This window comes from Pectobacterium jejuense (assembly GCF_026800125.1).
Classification (GTDB): domain Bacteria; phylum Pseudomonadota; class Gammaproteobacteria; order Enterobacterales; family Enterobacteriaceae; genus Pectobacterium; species Pectobacterium jejuense.
On the sequence record NZ_JAPQKX010000002.1, the window covers coordinates 504,645 to 521,475 of the forward strand.

Genomic DNA, 16,831 nt, shown 5'->3' on the forward strand with positions numbered 1-16,831 from the left:
CTGGGAATTAGACAACGGTTAACTGCCCCGCATAGAGAATAAAGAAGCGCAGTAACAAGACGCCCACCAGACTCAGGCCACACACCGCCAGCACGCCATAAGGTGAATGCTGTCGGCTGGCCCATGACTTGAGCAGCAAGGGAATAACCAATCCAATCCCTACCACGCCCAGCCAGAACCACACGGCCCAGAATCCCCCGCCCACGGCGGCCACCAGCGCCCGCTGCTTCCCATCGTCCCCTAACGCAAGGCCGATAAAGAACGCGAACAGTAAGAAGATCTCTAACCACACGACCGGCGTTTCGACACGGTGTACAAAGTGCGCTTCTTCGCTATGTGGATTGCGACGATAGCGGCAGGCCATGGCGATCAGCGCCACCGCCGCACCGGAGGACACCCCCGAAAACAGGAATAAAGCCGGTAAGATCGGGTTATTCAGCAGCGGATAGGTCTTCAACGCGGAGAGTAAAAATCCGGTGTAAGCCCCTAACATCACCGCCAGCAGTAACATCACGATATCCAGTGATTTCTGCATCGGTGCCAGCCAACCGAGCACCTTGGGAACGAGAGTCAGCTTCGGTAGCCAGCGCTGTTGCAGCACGATAACCTGCTCGCTGAAAATGTTGGCTAACCAGACTGCCAGCGCCGCCATATAGACCTGAAACAGCATGACCCCAACCGACATCACCGAGGTAAAGCTGTAATGGAACATCAGCTTCCAGAACGTCCAGGGGCGCGTCAGGTGGAAGATCAGAATCAGCAATCCCAAAATGATGGTGCATGGCGCAAGAATCAGCGTGGTGCGCATTAGCGTACTGTCTGCGGTTGCCTGTTCGGGGTGATAGCGCCGCAGTAAGGCCGACAGCGTCACCAGACCCGCAGAAATGCCCACTAAAAACAGGTAAATCGCAATCGGCCAGTCCCAGACTAACGAAGCAAAATGGAATGCGCTTGAAGACACGGGCGTCATTGATGAACCTCCCCGTATTTAAACGGTACGCGATAGACCTTAGGACGAGTGCCGAGCGCGATTTTGTAGCGATACGTCGGCTGTTGACGAAGCAGGCGGGAAATCTCGCTGTCAGGATCGTCAAGATTGCCGAACGTCAGCGCGTTAGTCGGACAAGACAACACACAGGCGGGCAGTTTTCCGGCTTTCAGGTTGGTCTTGCGGCAAAAATCGCACTTATCCGCCGTTTTCGTCTCGGGATGAATAAAGCGCACCTGATAAGGACAGGCAGCAAGACAATATTGGCACCCTACGCACAGATCGGGGTTCACATCCACAATGCCGCTTGCCGCATCGCGATACGACGCCCCGGTAGGGCACACGTCAACACAAGGTGCATGATCGCAGTGCTGACAGGAGTGACGGAAAAAGCGGTATTTCACGTCTGGGAAGGTCCCAATCGGTTCGCTGCGAATGATCGTCAGACGCGACACACCTTCCGGCACCTGATTGACTTCCCGGCAGGCATCCATACACGCCGTACAGCCGATACAGAGCGATTCATCGTGGATCATGCCGTAGCGGACGCCGTTGATATTTAGCGTCTGTGCGACGACCTGCCCCGCCGTGCTGGTGATGGCAATCAGCCCCCCCATACGGGCAAGAAATTGACGACGAGAGCAACTCATGGCTGCCTCTTATTACCCAGATGAACTGAGGCTGGGTTGAAATCGGGGTTATTACGCTGATCGCTATGGCAATCCACACACAGTTTGATGCGACTCTTGTCGTTCAGCGTCTGCATACTATCCTGCGTAGGGTGCAGTTGGTGACAGCTGGCACAGGCCACTTTCGCGACGTGCACATCGTGTGGCCAAAACGATTTCTGCAGCTGTTCCGGCGTATGGCATGACATACAGACGCTGTTTTGCTCTTCCACCTTATACATCGGGAAGTTAAAGCGCATGACATCTCTGACGCCTTCGCGGTGCATCGGCGACGGCTTACCGTGACAGTTTGTGCAGGTCAGTTGCTTCTGATTATGCGGGTTGACGGCGGAGGCATGTTTGCCCTGCATGCCATCCTCTTCCGGTTTATGGCACTGTAGACAAGCCTCATCGGGATTGCGCTGCGGCATGACCTCCCAGCGCTCTCCTTTTTCCGCCTGAGGTGCGGGCTGCGTCAGCCCTGGCAATGCCCAAAGCAGGCCTGATACCAGCACCCCGGCAGTCAATAACGAACGTAATACGCTCATATCCACTCCACTTTATGATCGCCCGCGTCCACGGGCGATGAGGGGTTATTAGTTCAGTCGTCCCGCTTTACGCGCTTGCTCATCCCACTGCGGCACTACCGTGTTCAGGAAATCCTGTTTTTCGGCTTTGATTTGCTGCATGTTGAGCCCAATTGCCTGCTGCGCTTTCTCCTTCGTCGAGATATCCGGCAGCTTGATTTCCCCTGTCACCCCTTTTTGGGCCAACAGACGCACCAGTTTGGTTCTCGCCTCGGCGGATTTACTCAGAGAGGTGCCGAGCATCCGTAAGCCTTCATCCGGCGCATGCATGTGAATACCGTGAGAGGCAACCGCCAGATCCCAGCGCCATTGCGCATGGCGGATATCCATCAGAATCGGCTGCATTTCTGCTTCGGTTGCTCCGGCATCCCAGGCCGCTTTCGCCTCAAAGTGCGCGTGAACCAGCTGCTCTTCCGCTTTCAGTTTTAAGTCCTGAATGGCCGTTTTGCGCTCTGCAACAACCGCCTGCATCGCCGCTTTATCCTGCGTGTGGCAATTGGTACAGGTTTCACCGTAATTGTCGAAAGGGTTACCAATCTTGTGATCGGTATACAGTTTGCCGTCCGCATTTTTCACTTTCGGCATATGGCAGTCGATACAGGTCACGTTGTTTTTACCGTGAATACCAATGCTCCAGGTTTCATATTCTGGATGTTGGGCTTTCAGCATCGGTGCGCGGGAAAGGGAGTTGGTCCAGTCGGAGAAGGAAATGGCGTCATAGTATTTTTCCATGTCTTCGACTTTCGTGCCGTTATCCCATGGAAATTTCACCGCTTTGTCTTTACCAGAGAAATAGTACTCAACGTGGCATTGTCCACAGACCATAGACTGCTGACCGAAACGACTGGTTTGATCAAACGGTTTGCCAATTGATTCCATTGCGCGCTCGGCGTAAGGACGGGATAGCGTCAGCGCCGGTTTGCCCTGAGCGAAATCTGGGGACGCAGTATCATGGCAGTCCGCACAGCCGAGATCGTTAGCAATCTCCGGCCCGCCTCGTGCCCATTTGCCTTTGAAGTAGCCGTCTTCGCCTTCCTGTTGAATCAAGCGTGCGACATCCGGGCTTTTACAACTCCAACACGCCATCGGCAGAGGGCCGTCTTCCGCCGTCTTCGGTGCGCCGGTACGCAGCGTCTCACGCACGTCCGTTAACGCATACGCGTGACCGCGCGGTTTGTTGTAGTCTCTGGAAAAGGGGTAACCCGCCCAAAGGATCACCATCATGGGGTCTTCTGCCAGCGCATCATGACGTTCAGACTGTTCACTGGTCGCTTTCCACGAGTTGAACTGATCGGGGTGTTGATTAATGAAGACGGAGTTTCTTGCTTCTATTGGGGCGGGTGGTGGTGACGCCGGAGCATCAGCGGAATAGGCTGGCATCATGAGAAAAAGACTGGCTACCATGCCCCACAGATAGGAGATTGACGTGCTTATCCTGACCATGCGTTTGTGTCCAATTTAAGCCGCCTACCGGCGGTCATTTTAGTTATCTATTTGACAGAAACCACAACAACTGTCGTGACATTACTCGCCCTATGAATAACAAAAAGATGCATTCAAAATATTGTTTTCGATCAAAGGTAAAGAAAAGTAATGAATCGTATCGAAAGTTATATGAAGCGTATCTCAGTCATGGAGAGTGGACATCACCAGATGAGACGAAAGACTTAAACGTTGATGATTTTAAAATTAAGCACTTAAAAACTGGGTACTTACGTATCAAGGTAGGTGGCTTGAACTCTGGGATGAGGTGTCCATGTCGGCCGTTCATCCCAGAGTATTTGCTGATAAAGCGCGGCGTTTTGCCTGATAGAAAAAATTCAGGAGCTCAATAAGTGGGGCTTAAGTGAAAATGTTGCCCCAGAGTCTGCCCTTCTGGGATGTTTATTTCCCTTGACCATAGGCCAACGCCAGTTTGGCGTAGAAATCTTCCAGCGTGAAGCGGGCATCAACGGCGTTATACACTCGAATCTGGCGCAAATTTTTCTGAGGCGCATAGGTCAGATCGTCATTTAACTGCGGTGCATTAACCAACGTGTAGTGATATTCGTGGTCATCCAACAGCAGCGAAACCGCAGGGTTATCACCCAAGACCCAGACTTCACTTTTCGGCCACGGAACATCCTTGATGGTTTCGGAAATCGCACGATTAAACTCGATCAGCTGTTGCCACAGGTACTCCCCGACTTTCCCCTGCGGCTTCACGCGCACGGCAAGCTCAGACAGCGAGACGCGTACGGACATATAGACATTATGCGGCACCTGCCACAAAGGCACCTGAGACTTGAATACGCTGTTCGCCGCGACCGGATCGTTGAACATATTGTATTCCCAGCCGCCTTTCGGATAAGGCATGCCGCCAATCCACACTACCGTCATTTTGCTGGCGATCTTTGGTTCAGCCTGCAATGCGGCAGCAATATCCGTAATCGGCCCCATGACTAACACAAACAGCGGATGCGAATCCTCTTTTAACGCTTCCTTGATCAGCATTTGCGCCCCTTCACTCAACGCAGGCGCGCTACCGTCGGCTTTCAGCGCGTGCGTCGCACCGCGATAGACGGGAATATCTGTTTTTCCCATCACGTTCATCAGGCGCTGGAGCTCGTGGTAGCTTTCCATCATGCTGTTTTCGCCATCACGCTTCATCAACGGCGCAGTGCGGGAGTAATGGGCAGCAATCAGCCCTTTCACCTGCATCGTCGGCGTCAGCAACGCATGGGCAACGGCAAAATCATCGTCAGCCTCGTTTTTCGCATCGGCGCTGATAATGACGCGAATCTGCTTATGGTCGGCCACATCAAAAGGGGAATGTTGAGCCTGCACGCTGAACGCACTGAGGAAAGGCAATGCCACGATCAACATGGCAAAACAGGAAAAGTATCTGCGAATAGACATGATTATCCTTAACGCTAACGGTGCTTGGCCGTCGTTGATATGGCAGCCCAGCGATTCAGGCTGCCATCAGAGAAGCGGGCATGTGACGACGCTGCCCGCAGCATGAAGATGCTATTTAAAAAGCTTCTGAACAAACTCGCTGTAGGCCGGTCGCCAGACATCCATTTCATGACCAAGATCGGGATAATGGCGGTAATCAAACCGGATATTCTTCTGCTCCAGGATGGTTTTCAGGCCCGCAATATCCTTACCCGTGATGTTGTCGGTCTCGCCAATCACTACAGTAAAGTTCTTCAGTTGCTGGTTAATCTGCTCCGGTCGTTCAAGCTGTGCCGCAACGGCCGTGTTCGGCACCGTTTCTGTGGTCACGCCGCTAAACGTTGCCAGCCAGCCGAAATGATCTAAGTGGCTCATGCCGGATACCAATGCCTGATAGCCGCCCTGCGACAGCCCGGCCAGCGCCCTGCCGTTTGCATCCTGACGGACGTTAAAGCGCTTGCCGATCTCGGGGATGATGTCATGAATGAGTTCCCTGTCCGCCGCTAACGCATTGCGCGGATAGAACACTTTACGGCGCTCCTGCGGTGGATATTCTTCCGGGATAATGCCGGGAACGTCCGTTTCCGTATCAGGAATAACGACCAGCATTGGCTCAATCTTTTTCTCTGCCAGCAGGTTATCCATCATCTGCGGTATCCGCCCCTGCACCACGGCCGATGCGCCCGTGTCGCCAAAGCCATGATAGAAGTACAGCACCGGCAATGGTTTTGACGATTCGCTATAGCCCGGCGGCGTCCAGACATACACCTGACGCTCTGATTTCAAGGCTTTCGAATGATAGGTTAGCGTTCTCAGTTCACCGTGTGGCACCTGACGCACGTCCAGAATGCTCCCCGGCACCAGAATCAGGCTGGTATTCACCTGACGCTGCGGTTTGGTAAACGCCGTGCCGGTATCGATGGTGCGAAAACCGTCCACGCTGAAGAAATATTCATACAGGTTCGGTACCAGCGCGGGCGTCTTGAAAGACCATACGCCAGAGTCATCTTTCGTCATCGCATGGGACACGATGCTATCGGGCGTCGAACCGGTAAAAACACTGACCTGCTTCGCCGTTGGCGCAAACAGGCGGAAGGTAATGCTGCTATCGGCATTCACCGCTGTGACGTATTGGCTCACAGGGACGGTGGCCGCCGGCATAACCGGGAAATCGGTAGGTAGTGCAGACACATTGACAGAAACCCCCGCCAATACACCCAGAGCCAATAATGATAAAGATATTTTCTTCATGTTCATTCGCATAATTCCATCCCGAATATCACGTAATCGAGTCTGTTTTTGCTAAATGTAGCGGCACCGCCGAAGCGATGCCGATGTGGTGACAGCAATTACCACCAAACTTCCGCTTGAACACCCACGGAGAATTGCTCGCTCTTACTGTCGTTAAAGGTGGCCTTGCTGATATCGTTATCTTCAATTTTCAGGTAAGAACCATAGAACCGAATCTCTGGACGGGAATTCAAGATACTCGTGTCAACTTTAAGTGCATGGTACAGCGTGGTTTTATAACCTGACTCGTGATAATTCACACCATTGGCCTTATTGGTTTGGTTAAAATACGCCAATTCGACCCCAGTCTGGTTAAATTTATCCCAAATATAAGCAGGGCGTAATACCGCACGGATGCTGTTGAAATCGGTATTCGCTCCCGTGTCATAGCTGTATATGTCATTACCTTGTGAATAAACCAGCGCATTCGCCATAATGACATCATCACGCAGGTACATTTCTCCTTGCGAGATCGCGCGGAAGGCATTACCTGAATGATTGCCATAGTAGTCACCATTACGGCTATACGTCGGGTTAGCATCAGATATATTAGCAAAACCGCTGGCAATAGAATTACTCGCGCCTTGAACGGTGAATTCATTAAATCCACCGTTATATAATCCTTGGCGTAAAATGACACCAGCGGTCCAGGCATCTTTCATTTTATACGATAAACCATCGATTTCATTATTATTCTGCACATTGCTCTTATTGGCTTGCGCATATTTACCAATCAAAGACAATGTTGCATCATCCCACAGCGGAATACCCTTATAGCGTATATCAACCGCATTGGTATTGACCTGATTTTTATCTTTTTTCGGGTCATTATATACGAATCGCCGCGCGTTAACGTCTTCACGGTTCAAAGAGACATCAAGCTTACCCATGCCCAACTGCCAGTTCTCAATACCGACACCGCCCGCCGCTTCTGAACGGTGGCTTTTCCAGTCCAGCATCTGAATCTCATAGACTGGCAGGGTATTTTTACCTACCCAAAAATCAGCCTCTGGGGCGAATGGTAAGAACCCTTTTGTATTGACGTACATCTGGGAGAATTGCAGTTTATTTTCATTATCGGCGTCTTCGCCAAACCAAGCGCTGTTGTACTGCATACCCACGTTACCATCCAATTGGATGACGGCGTCGACACGTTTATTCCCTTCTGCATAAACTTTTTGGCTCAGTATGAGATCGAACCAACCACTGTGCTCATTACCAAAACGCCCTAATGAACCAATCGCATACGATTTTGGTGCGCCATGATCGGCCGTTGCCCATCCCGAACGGAAATACCCCGTATAGCTAAAGCCAATATCATCCTTAACGAACTTACTCACTTCAGCTAACGTTAATGGCTTCTGTTGTGCACTTGTCGCGGCATCAGTCGTATTTGTAGCGGGTTGGACAACAGGCGAAAGAACCACTTGATTAACCGATGACGTGCCAGAAGAAGCAACAACCAGCGGTTTATCTTTTGCCGCAGAGTTTGCTGCAAGACGTGCTTTATTTTCTGCGTTCGTCTTATATTCACGAAACTCTTTTTTCGTTGACTGCAATTCGGCTTTATTTGCCGCCAGTTCTTTCTCCAAGAGTTCCAGTCTTTCTTCTACGGTCAATTTTGCGGCCATAGCACCATTAGACAAAAACACTGAAGACATCAGTAATACCATCATCTTTACAGGGAATTTTTTACGCATGATTATTATCCGAGTAGGGTACATTTTAACATTGGAAACAGCGGTTTTAAGTTGAGACAACCCCCTCGCGACGCTAGCCGCAAGTCCGCCTATTTATAAAATTTTTTGTAAAACCCACATGACCGTTTATATGATTTAATGGCTAGTCCATTCCCTCCCGTTTCATCTTATTCCCCTGCCATCTTTCCCATGGATAGTAAAAAAATAGAGTTCGCATTCATTCCAGATCTTATTTCTCTGAGAATGAATGCGTAAATGACTCATCGATGCGATGGTTTATTTCAACGTTTCACCATTAGAGGAAATAACCTCTTTATACCAGTAGAAACTTTTCTTACGTCGACGTTCTAACGTGCCGTTCCCTTCGTCATCACGATCGACATAAATGAAGCCGTAGCGTTTCGACATTTCGGCTTTTGACGCACTCACCAGATCGATAGGCCCCCAGCAGGTATAACCCATAACTTCAACGCCATCTTCCAACGCTTCACCTACTTGATACAGGTGATCGTTCAGGTATTGGATGCGATAGTCATCGTTAATGCTGCCATCGCTTTCAAGTTTATCTTTGGCACCTAAACCGTTTTCCACAATGAACAGCGGTTTCTGGTAACGGTCATACAGATAGTTCAGCAAGTAGCGCAGCCCTTCCGGGTCGATCTGCCAGCCCCACTCGGAGCTTTCCAAATGCGGATTCGGCACCATATTCAAAATATTGCCGCGGGCTTTCAGGTTCGCTTCTTCATCCGTGGTCACACAGCCCGTCATGTAATAGCTGAAAGAAATGAAATCGATGGTTTCTTTCAGCGACTGGCGATCGTCTTCCGTTACCGTCAGCGTAATACCGTGCTGTGCAAAGAAACGCTTCATGTACGCCGGGTAGTATCCTCGGGCTTGGACATCACCGAAGAACAGCCAATCGCGGTTCTGCTGCATCGTTTCCATGACATCCGCAGGCTTGCAGGTTAATGGATAGAACATGGAACCCAACATCATATTGCCGATTTTGGCATCAGGGATGATGTCATGACACGCCTTCACCGCTTTAGCACTTGCCACGAGCTGGTGATGAATCGCCTGATAAATATCCTGCTTACTACTCTCGGTAGGTAAACCAATGCCTGTAAATGGTGCGTGCAGCGCACAGTTAATTTCGTTGAACGTCAGCCAATATTTCACTTTGTCTTTATAGCGCTGGAATACCGTGCGAGCGTAACGCTCGAAGAACGTAATCGTTTCACGGCTTCCCCAGCCACCGTAATTTTTCACCAGACCGTACGGCATTTCATAGTGGGACAGCGTCACCAGCGGTTGAATGCCATACTTTGCCATCTCATCCAACAGACGATCGTAAAATGCCAGCCCTGCCTCATTCGGCTGGGTTTCATCGCCCTGCGGGAAAATACGCGTCCAGGCAATGGAGATTCTCAGACATTTGAAGCCCATTTCAGCAAAGAGCGCGATATCTTCGGGATAGCGGTGATAAAAATCGATCGCGGTGTCTTTGATTCCGCTGTCGCCCGGCGTACGCGTGACGATCTCGCCAAAAATACCCTGTGGCTGTAAATCGGACGTTGATAATCCTTTGCCGTCCGTTAAATACGCACCTTCAACCTGATTGGCAGCGATCGCGCCGCCCCACAAGAATTCTTTCGGAAACTGATGGCTCATCTTTTCTCCTCCCAATTGGGTCGTAAATGTCAATGTCAGCGGATTAACGTCAGCAAAGCGCCCTGTTCCTGCACGGCGCTTCCGGCGGTAGGCAGAACATCAACGTAATCTTCGCTATTGGTGATAATGACGGGCGTTGTCGTGTCATAGCCGGCTTTCTCAATCGCCTGATAATCAAACTCCACCAGAAGATCGCCCTGCTTCACGACATCGCCAGTCTTAATGTGTGCAGTGAAATACTGACCATCCAATTTCACCGTATCGATACCAACGTGAATGAGCACCTCGGCCCCCTCTTCCGATTCGAGTCCAATCGCATGGTTGGTCTTGAACAGCGAGGCAACCGTACCGTTCACCGGGGAAACCACGCGCCCGGCCAGCGGTTTAATCGCAATCCCTTTTCCCATTAAGCCACTGGCAAACGTTTCATCGCCGACTTGTTCAAGTGGCAGAACCGTACCTTCGATCGGGCTGTTTATCTCTTGCTTGCGCGTATCATCACTCTGACGCTCTGTGGCTTGTGGTGCTGTCGCAGGCGCATTTACTTCTGTCGTTTTTTCTTGCGCGGGAATCCCGAACGCCCAGGTCGTCACAGCCGCGAAGGTAAAGGCAATGGCAGTACCAATGATCGCAGCCCAGACCGTGTTATCGACACCGGTCGGCGGGATAACCTGAGTAAAAGTGAAGATGCTTGGGAAGCCGAAGGAGTAAATCGTGGTGTTGAAATATCCCAGAACACCGGCACCGATAGCGCCGCCTAAACAGCCAAAGATGAAAGGACGCTTCAGCGGCAGCGTGACGCCATACACTGCGGGTTCGGTAATACCAAAGATTGCTGCCGAGAATGCCGAACCAGAAATCCCTTTCAACTTCATATCACGGGTACGCAACAACACACCCAGCACCGCGCCTGCCTGCCCTAACACCGCAGGAATCAGCAACGGCAGCATAGTGTCGTGTCCCAGCACGCTGAGGTTGTTGATCATCAGCGGTGTTAAGCCCCAGTGCAGACCAAAAATCACAAACACCTGCCACAGCGCGCCCATCAGTGCGCTCGCAATCGTGGAGTTCAGCCCGTAGATCAGCTGGTAGCCGCCGGCCAGCATATGCCCAAGCCAGGTTGCCGCCGGCCCAATCAGCAGGAACGTAACGGGGACCGTAATACAGAGGCACAGTAACGGCGTGAAGAAATTGCGGATGTTGATGTGCAATATCGCATTCAGTGGCTTTTCCAGACGTGAGGAGAGCCAGGCCGAGAAAATAATGGGAATAACGGAAGAAGCATAATTAATAAATGTAATCGGAATGCCGAGGAAATAAAGCGGCTGATAATTTGCATTCTGCATAGCGCCAAATTCAGCAATCATGGATGGATGCACCAGCGTGGCACCAATTACCATGGAAACGAATGGATTTCCACCAAACTTCTTCCCTGCGGTATAGCCTAACACCACGGGGAAGAAAAAGAATAATGCATCGCTTGCTGCAAACAGAACTTTATAGGTTCCGCTGGTTTCAACCATCCAGCCACACACTAAACTCAGCGCTAAGAATCCCTTTAAAATACCGGAAGCAACCATGACACCAATTAATGGCGTAAATATGCCAGATATAATATCGATAAAGCGGGAAAGGATATTATCTTTCTTCTCATCGCCGTCTTCATTACCTGAGGAGTCAGCCTGATCCGTCAATCCAGAAACATTCTGTAAACTACGATAGACGTCACTGACATGATTGCCGACGACGACCTGAAATTGTCCGCCACTTTCAACCACCATGATCACGCCTGAATTACTTTTCAGCGCAGCGGCATCCGCTTTTTTGTTGTCTTTTAGTTTAAAGCGTAATCGGGTTGCGCAGTGCATCACGCTAATGATGTTGCCACGTCCGCCGACACCATCGAGTATCTCTGTTGCTAATGCTTTGTATTCCATCGTCTATCCTTAATACTAAACAGACTTAAATATCAATAATTTAAGATTGCCAGCTCTGTTTGAGACAAAAAAAAACCTAAATCGCTTTTCCCAATAAGCATTGAGAAAACGATTTAGGTTTTGCCTGCCGGCCTAGACTAGCCTGACAGTAACAATCCTGCTTGTTTGTCAGCGTGATTACTGCGCCGACAATAAAACCAACTTCATCTGATAATTTGCTTTCCACCTAATCTATGCTTTCACTTTCACCGTATGCAAGGACATTTATCTTGTCATACTGTTATTTTGTGACGAAAAGCAAATTAGCAGAAATTATTCTCCATCACCGGGTTCTATTTTATCCTGACCTTCTGTCCGTACGCGTTCAATATGAATCGTTAAGAACATCAACTCTTCTTTCGTTAACGTATACTGATACTTTTGAATAATATGAATCTGTATTTTTTCCGCACAACGATAAGACAATTGATATCTTTCCTTCACGACATCATGTAATGATTCATCATCACTAAATACCGTGCTTTTTCCTATTAGCCGCTGCGCAAAAAACTTCAAATGCGTCACAAAGCGATGATAGCTTAACGCCTGTTCGTTATAATCCAGACTCAGCTGATATTTTACAATATTCAGTATTTCCTGCATGATCTTGGTAATCTGCAAGACTTCTGGCATTTCGCTGTCAAGCTGCGCATTCACCAAATGCAGCGCAATAAACCCCGCTTCATCTTCCGGTAACCGCACGGCAAGACGCTGCTCAATAATATCCAGCGCTTCCAGACCAACAGCGAATTCCTTTGGATACAGGCGCTTTATTTCCCATAGCAGCACATTACGGATATCCACCCCTTGCTTGTGGCGCTCTATCGCAAAGTGACAGTGATCCGTTAAAGAGATATACACGCTGTTTTGCAGTTTGCCGGGCAAACGGTCTTTTGCCAGCAGAATGATCTTGTCTGCCGTCGTGATGACATCCATCGGGATCTCTGACAGCAACTCCTGCAAGCGCGATGTCAACTCGCCGGATTTCATCACAAACACACGTTCAATCAGCGTTTCGTCCAGCAGATCGCCAGAGTGCTTTTTGAAGCCCAGCCCGCGTCCCATTACAACCGACTCATTATTGTTTTCGTCGATTACGGTAACGACATTATTGTTGAGTATTTTGGCAATCTTCATTTTTCAAACCCTGGAAACAAAAAAACCAGACACCCGTAGCAAGAACGAGCATCTGGTTTTGCCTGCTAACGCAGTAACAATCCGCAATGGCAGGTAAACTACCACCTGCATTTATCTTCTCAAGAAGCATGACACAAAAACGTGATACGGATCGACAGAAAAACATGGCGCTTACACGTGTTTTCTTTATTTATTGCCCGCGGTTACAAGAATCAACCACTTGCTCTCGTTCGCCGTCATTCCGTATTCTTACAGCGGATTTGTTAGGCAGTTGCGCAACAAAGTTAGGTAAAAACACCAAATCGATCAGTTTTTTGCGTAAACACGACAAAATATTCAATTTCATCCCTTTTACCACCTTGTTTCTCGTCGCTTAATAACTATAATACGGAACGTCGTTTCAATTGAATGGTTTCAGCTAAACAACGTGCCACTATCAATAACATCATTATCAACGGCATCGCCAACGCGAATCCCGCTAATCTCATGCGACGAGCGGCTGTGCATTTCATCACCCATTCACGACGACCATCTATACTTACCTCCTATACTGTTCCCTCACACATTCTTTCCAGCGGCCTGTCTTGCATCGCCACTGGTTCACTCGTTTTTTTATCCATCACAACTTGCAGAAACTATCTTATGAAAAAGACAAAAATTGTTTGTACCATCGGGCCGAAAACAGAGTCAGAAGAAATGCTTGGCAACCTGCTGTCTGCTGGCATGAATGTTATGCGCCTGAATTTCTCTCACGGGGATTACGCAGAACACGGTCAACGCATCAAGAACCTGCGTGCCGTAATGGAAAAAACCGGCAAGAAAGCCGCTATCCTGCTTGACACCAAAGGCCCTGAAATCCGCACCATGAAGCTGGAAAACGGCGCGGACGTCACGCTAACCGCAGGTCAAACGTTCACGTTCACTACCGATCAGAGCATCGTGGGCAACAAAGATCGCGTCGCAGTCACCTACGCTGGATTTACCGAAGACCTCAGCGTTGGTAACACCGTTCTGGTTGATGACGGCTTGATCGGTATGCAGGTGACGGCAATCAACGGTAACGACGTTGTTTGTAAAGTGCTGAACAATGGCGATCTGGGCGAGAATAAAGGTGTCAACCTGCCTGGCGTTTCCATCCAACTGCCTGCTCTGGCCGAAAAAGACAAACGCGATCTGATTTTCGGTTGCGAGCAAGGCGTCGATTTCGTTGCAGCATCTTTTATCCGTAAACGTTCTGACGTTGAAGAGATCCGTGCTCACCTGAAAGCACACGGCGGCGAGCACATCCAGATCATCTCCAAGATCGAAAACCAGGAAGGTCTGAACAACTTCGACGAAATCCTGGAAGCATCCGACGGCATCATGGTTGCTCGTGGTGACCTGGGTGTTGAAATCCCGGTTGAAGAAGTGATCTTCGCGCAGAAAATGATGATTGAGAAATGTAACCTGGCACGCAAAGTGGTGATCACCGCGACGCAAATGCTGGATTCCATGATCAAAAACCCACGCCCTACCCGTGCTGAAGCTGGCGACGTGGCGAACGCCATCATCGACGGTACCGATGCCGTGATGCTGTCTGGTGAAAGTGCGAAAGGTAAATACCCGTTGGAATCCGTTACCATCATGGCGACGATCTGTCAGCGTACCGATTCCGTGATGAAAAGCCGTCTGGATACCATTAAGACTCCCCCGGTTCTGCGTATCACCGAGGCTGTCTGCCGTGGTGCAGTAGAAACTGCAGAGAAACTGGATGCGCCACTGATTGTGGTTGCGACCAGCGGCGGTAAATCTGCCAAATCTATCCGTAAATACTTCCCGAACGCTCGCATTCTGGCGCTGACGACTAACGACGTTACTGCTCGTCAGCTGCTACTGAGCAAAGGCATTGATACGCTGCTGGTGAAGGAAATCGCTTCTACTGATGATTTCTACCGTATCGGTAAAGAAGCCGCGCTGAACAGCGGCCACGCGCAAGCTGGCGATGTTGTGGTTATGGTGTCTGGTGCACTGGTTTCCAGCGGCACAACCAATACCGCTTCCGTACACCGTCTCTAATCACAACGATCAGATCGGTAAAAAGCGCCTTAATGGCGCTTTTTTATATTCTGAAACGACTTTCTACAGTGCGATAACCTAATTAATGCGTCTGTGTAACACGTCATTTAATAGCCTAAAGCCTCAGAGTTATCCGATAAAAATAGCACTGTTTTCCTTACTTTTTTAATGAATATGTAAAACTCGCTGTTTCTTTGAGCGAACGATCAAAATTAAGCATGTTCTCATCAAAAATTTATTCTCATTAGAAAAAAGTTTGTGTAATACTTGTAACGCTACATGGAGATTAACTCAATCTAGAGGGTATTAATAATGAATCGTACTAAACTGGTACTGGGCGCGGTAATCCTGGGTTCTACTCTGCTTGCTGGTTGTTCAAGCAACGCTAAAATTGATCAGCTGTCTTCTGACGTTCAGACTCTGAACGCTAAAGTTGACCAACTGAGCAACGACGTGAACGCAATCCGCTCTGACGTACAAGCTGCTAAAGATGACGCAGCTCGTGCTAACCAGCGTCTGGACAACCAAGTTCGTACTTACAAAAAGTAATCGAACTGGTTAAGTAGTGAAAATGGCGCACACTGTGCGCCATTTTTTTTGCCTGCGTTTTACCTTTTCAGCGTGCTCTTCCAATCCCTTTTTCGCTTTGTCAGGTATCTTCATCCTTCTGCCCTATATCTGGGGACAGCACAGATGCGCCTAAACGCATCTGGCCGATTTATTTCCGTATTACCGAGCAGTGGTGCTGATCGCCGTGATCGGCGCAACCTGATGCGTTTCAGGCGCTTCTGGAGCCGATTCTACAGGTGGCTGGTAGGTATTGATGTCTTGTCCTACGCTCACCACGATTGGCATGCCTGAACGACGCACAATGGCATCAGCAACGGCTTTGCTGTCCGTCTCCGCATCCTTAACAAACTTCTGCGTCTTCGCTGTCAGCGCAATCGGCATGGTTTGTGGATCGTCCTTATCGGTTTTCGACAGAGGTTGATGTACTTCAACGTAGCGTTTGCCGTCTGGTTCAACGGACGTTTTAATCGCATCGTTAACAATCTGCACTCGCGTACCAACTGGCACGTTGTCGAACAACGCCTTAATGTCATCCGGGCGCAGACGGATACAGCCGGAGCTTACGCGCATACCGATACCGAAGTCCGCGTTTGTACCGTGCAGCAGATAAACACCGCCGTGTGCGGACAGACGCAGCGCATGTAACCCCATCGGGTTATCCGGGCCAGCCGGAACGACGGCAGGCAGTTTAATGCCCTGCTCTTCGAGATAATGCTTACGGATGTTCGCCGTTGGCGTCCAGGTCGGATTTTCACGCTTCTCGCTTACGCTGGTCGTCATCAGTGGTGTATTGCGCCCCAGTTGACCAATACCGATCGGGTAAACGATGACGGTATTTTTCCCTTTCGGGTAGTAGTAGAGGCGCAGCTCCGCCAGATTGACCACAATGCCTTCACGCGGGGTATCCGGCAGCAGCATTTGCGTTGGGATCGTGAGGGTGGAACCCGCTGTCGGCAGGTAAGGATCCACGCCGGGATTCGCTTCCATCATGCCCAACAGACCAATCTTGAAATCCGAAGCGATAGCTTCCAGCGGACGACCATCATTGGGGACCGTATAAGCGATATTTTCGCCGATAAGGCGGCTATTGGGTGGCGGTAGCGGGTATTCCGTCGCTTTAGCAGCGGTGCTGGCCAGGTATGCCGCGAAGGCCATACCAAGTAAAGTTAACGCGCGTTTCATATTAGGTTCCCTACATCACAACTAACATAAGTAATTTATCAACAACATCCGGTTCTGTACCCAGAATGCA

General features: G+C 49.8%; 13 protein-coding genes. 2 read left to right on the forward strand and 11 right to left on the reverse strand.

What is annotated here, in order from left to right; genetic code table 11:
- Nucleotides 1–7 precede the first annotated feature (7 nt).
- From nrfD to licT, 10 genes are all read right to left on the reverse strand, one after another.
- On the reverse strand, nt 8–970 hold the full coding sequence (nrfD, locus tag NXT09_RS05765) for a cytochrome c nitrite reductase subunit NrfD (RefSeq protein WP_268579112.1): 963 nt from the start codon (nt 968–970) through the stop codon (nt 8–10).
- Nucleotides 967–1,638, reverse strand: a complete 672-nt coding sequence (gene nrfC, locus NXT09_RS05770) for a cytochrome c nitrite reductase Fe-S protein (protein WP_205554441.1) — start codon at nt 1,636–1,638, stop codon at nt 967–969. Before nrfC ends, nrfD begins: the two co-directional genes overlap by 4 nt.
- Nucleotides 1,635–2,204 (reverse strand): cytochrome c nitrite reductase pentaheme subunit, encoded by a 570-nt coding sequence (nrfB, locus tag NXT09_RS05775; RefSeq protein ID WP_010276443.1) that lies wholly within the window; start codon nt 2,202–2,204, stop codon nt 1,635–1,637. Before nrfB ends, nrfC begins: the two co-directional genes overlap by 4 nt.
- Before the next feature lie 48 nt (nt 2,205–2,252).
- Nucleotides 2,253–3,626: an ammonia-forming nitrite reductase cytochrome c552 subunit gene (gene nrfA / locus NXT09_RS05780; protein WP_268579196.1), complete on the reverse strand. Its 1,374-nt coding sequence runs from the start codon at nt 3,624–3,626 to the stop codon at nt 2,253–2,255.
- A gap of 501 nt (nt 3,627–4,127) precedes the next feature.
- Entirely contained in the window at nt 4,128–5,141 is a 1,014-nt protein-coding gene (locus NXT09_RS05785; protein WP_268579113.1) for a nucleoside hydrolase, read from the reverse strand.
- 111 nt (nt 5,142–5,252) lie between these two features.
- A complete protein-coding gene (locus NXT09_RS05790) occupies nt 5,253–6,437 on the reverse strand; it encodes an alpha/beta hydrolase (protein ID WP_268579114.1) in 1,185 nt (394 codons plus the stop codon).
- Between the two features lie 92 nt (nt 6,438–6,529).
- Nucleotides 6,530–8,170, reverse strand: coding sequence for a carbohydrate porin (locus NXT09_RS05795; protein WP_268579115.1), 1,641 nt, complete (start codon nt 8,168–8,170; stop codon nt 6,530–6,532).
- Between the two features lie 276 nt (nt 8,171–8,446).
- The gene (locus NXT09_RS05800) at nt 8,447–9,841 is read right to left on the reverse strand and encodes a glycoside hydrolase family 1 protein (protein ID WP_268579116.1); all 1,395 of its coding nucleotides are present in this window, start codon (nt 9,839–9,841) and stop codon (nt 8,447–8,449) included.
- A gap of 35 nt (nt 9,842–9,876) precedes the next feature.
- Nucleotides 9,877–11,778, reverse strand: coding sequence for a PTS beta-glucoside transporter subunit IIABC (gene bglF / locus NXT09_RS05805; RefSeq protein WP_268579117.1), 1,902 nt, complete (start codon nt 11,776–11,778; stop codon nt 9,877–9,879).
- Between the two features lie 312 nt (nt 11,779–12,090).
- A complete protein-coding gene (licT, locus tag NXT09_RS05810; protein WP_268579118.1) occupies nt 12,091–12,954 on the reverse strand; it encodes a BglG family transcription antiterminator LicT in 864 nt (287 codons plus the stop codon).
- 642 nt (nt 12,955–13,596) lie between these two features.
- On the opposite strand from licT, the gene pykF reads away from it, so the two are divergent.
- Both pykF and NXT09_RS05820 read left to right on the forward strand, forming a co-directional pair.
- A complete protein-coding gene (gene pykF / locus NXT09_RS05815; RefSeq protein ID WP_014915791.1) occupies nt 13,597–15,009 on the forward strand; it encodes a pyruvate kinase PykF in 1,413 nt (470 codons plus the stop codon).
- Between the two features lie 312 nt (nt 15,010–15,321).
- Nucleotides 15,322–15,558: a major outer membrane lipoprotein gene (locus NXT09_RS05820; RefSeq protein ID WP_005970385.1), complete on the forward strand. Its 237-nt coding sequence runs from the start codon at nt 15,322–15,324 to the stop codon at nt 15,556–15,558.
- A gap of 180 nt (nt 15,559–15,738) precedes the next feature.
- Here NXT09_RS05820 and NXT09_RS05825 read toward each other — a convergent pair whose 3' ends face one another.
- Nucleotides 15,739–16,761: a L,D-transpeptidase family protein gene (locus NXT09_RS05825; protein ID WP_240585637.1), complete on the reverse strand. Its 1,023-nt coding sequence runs from the start codon at nt 16,759–16,761 to the stop codon at nt 15,739–15,741.
- Between the last annotated feature and the right edge of the window lie 70 nt (nt 16,762–16,831).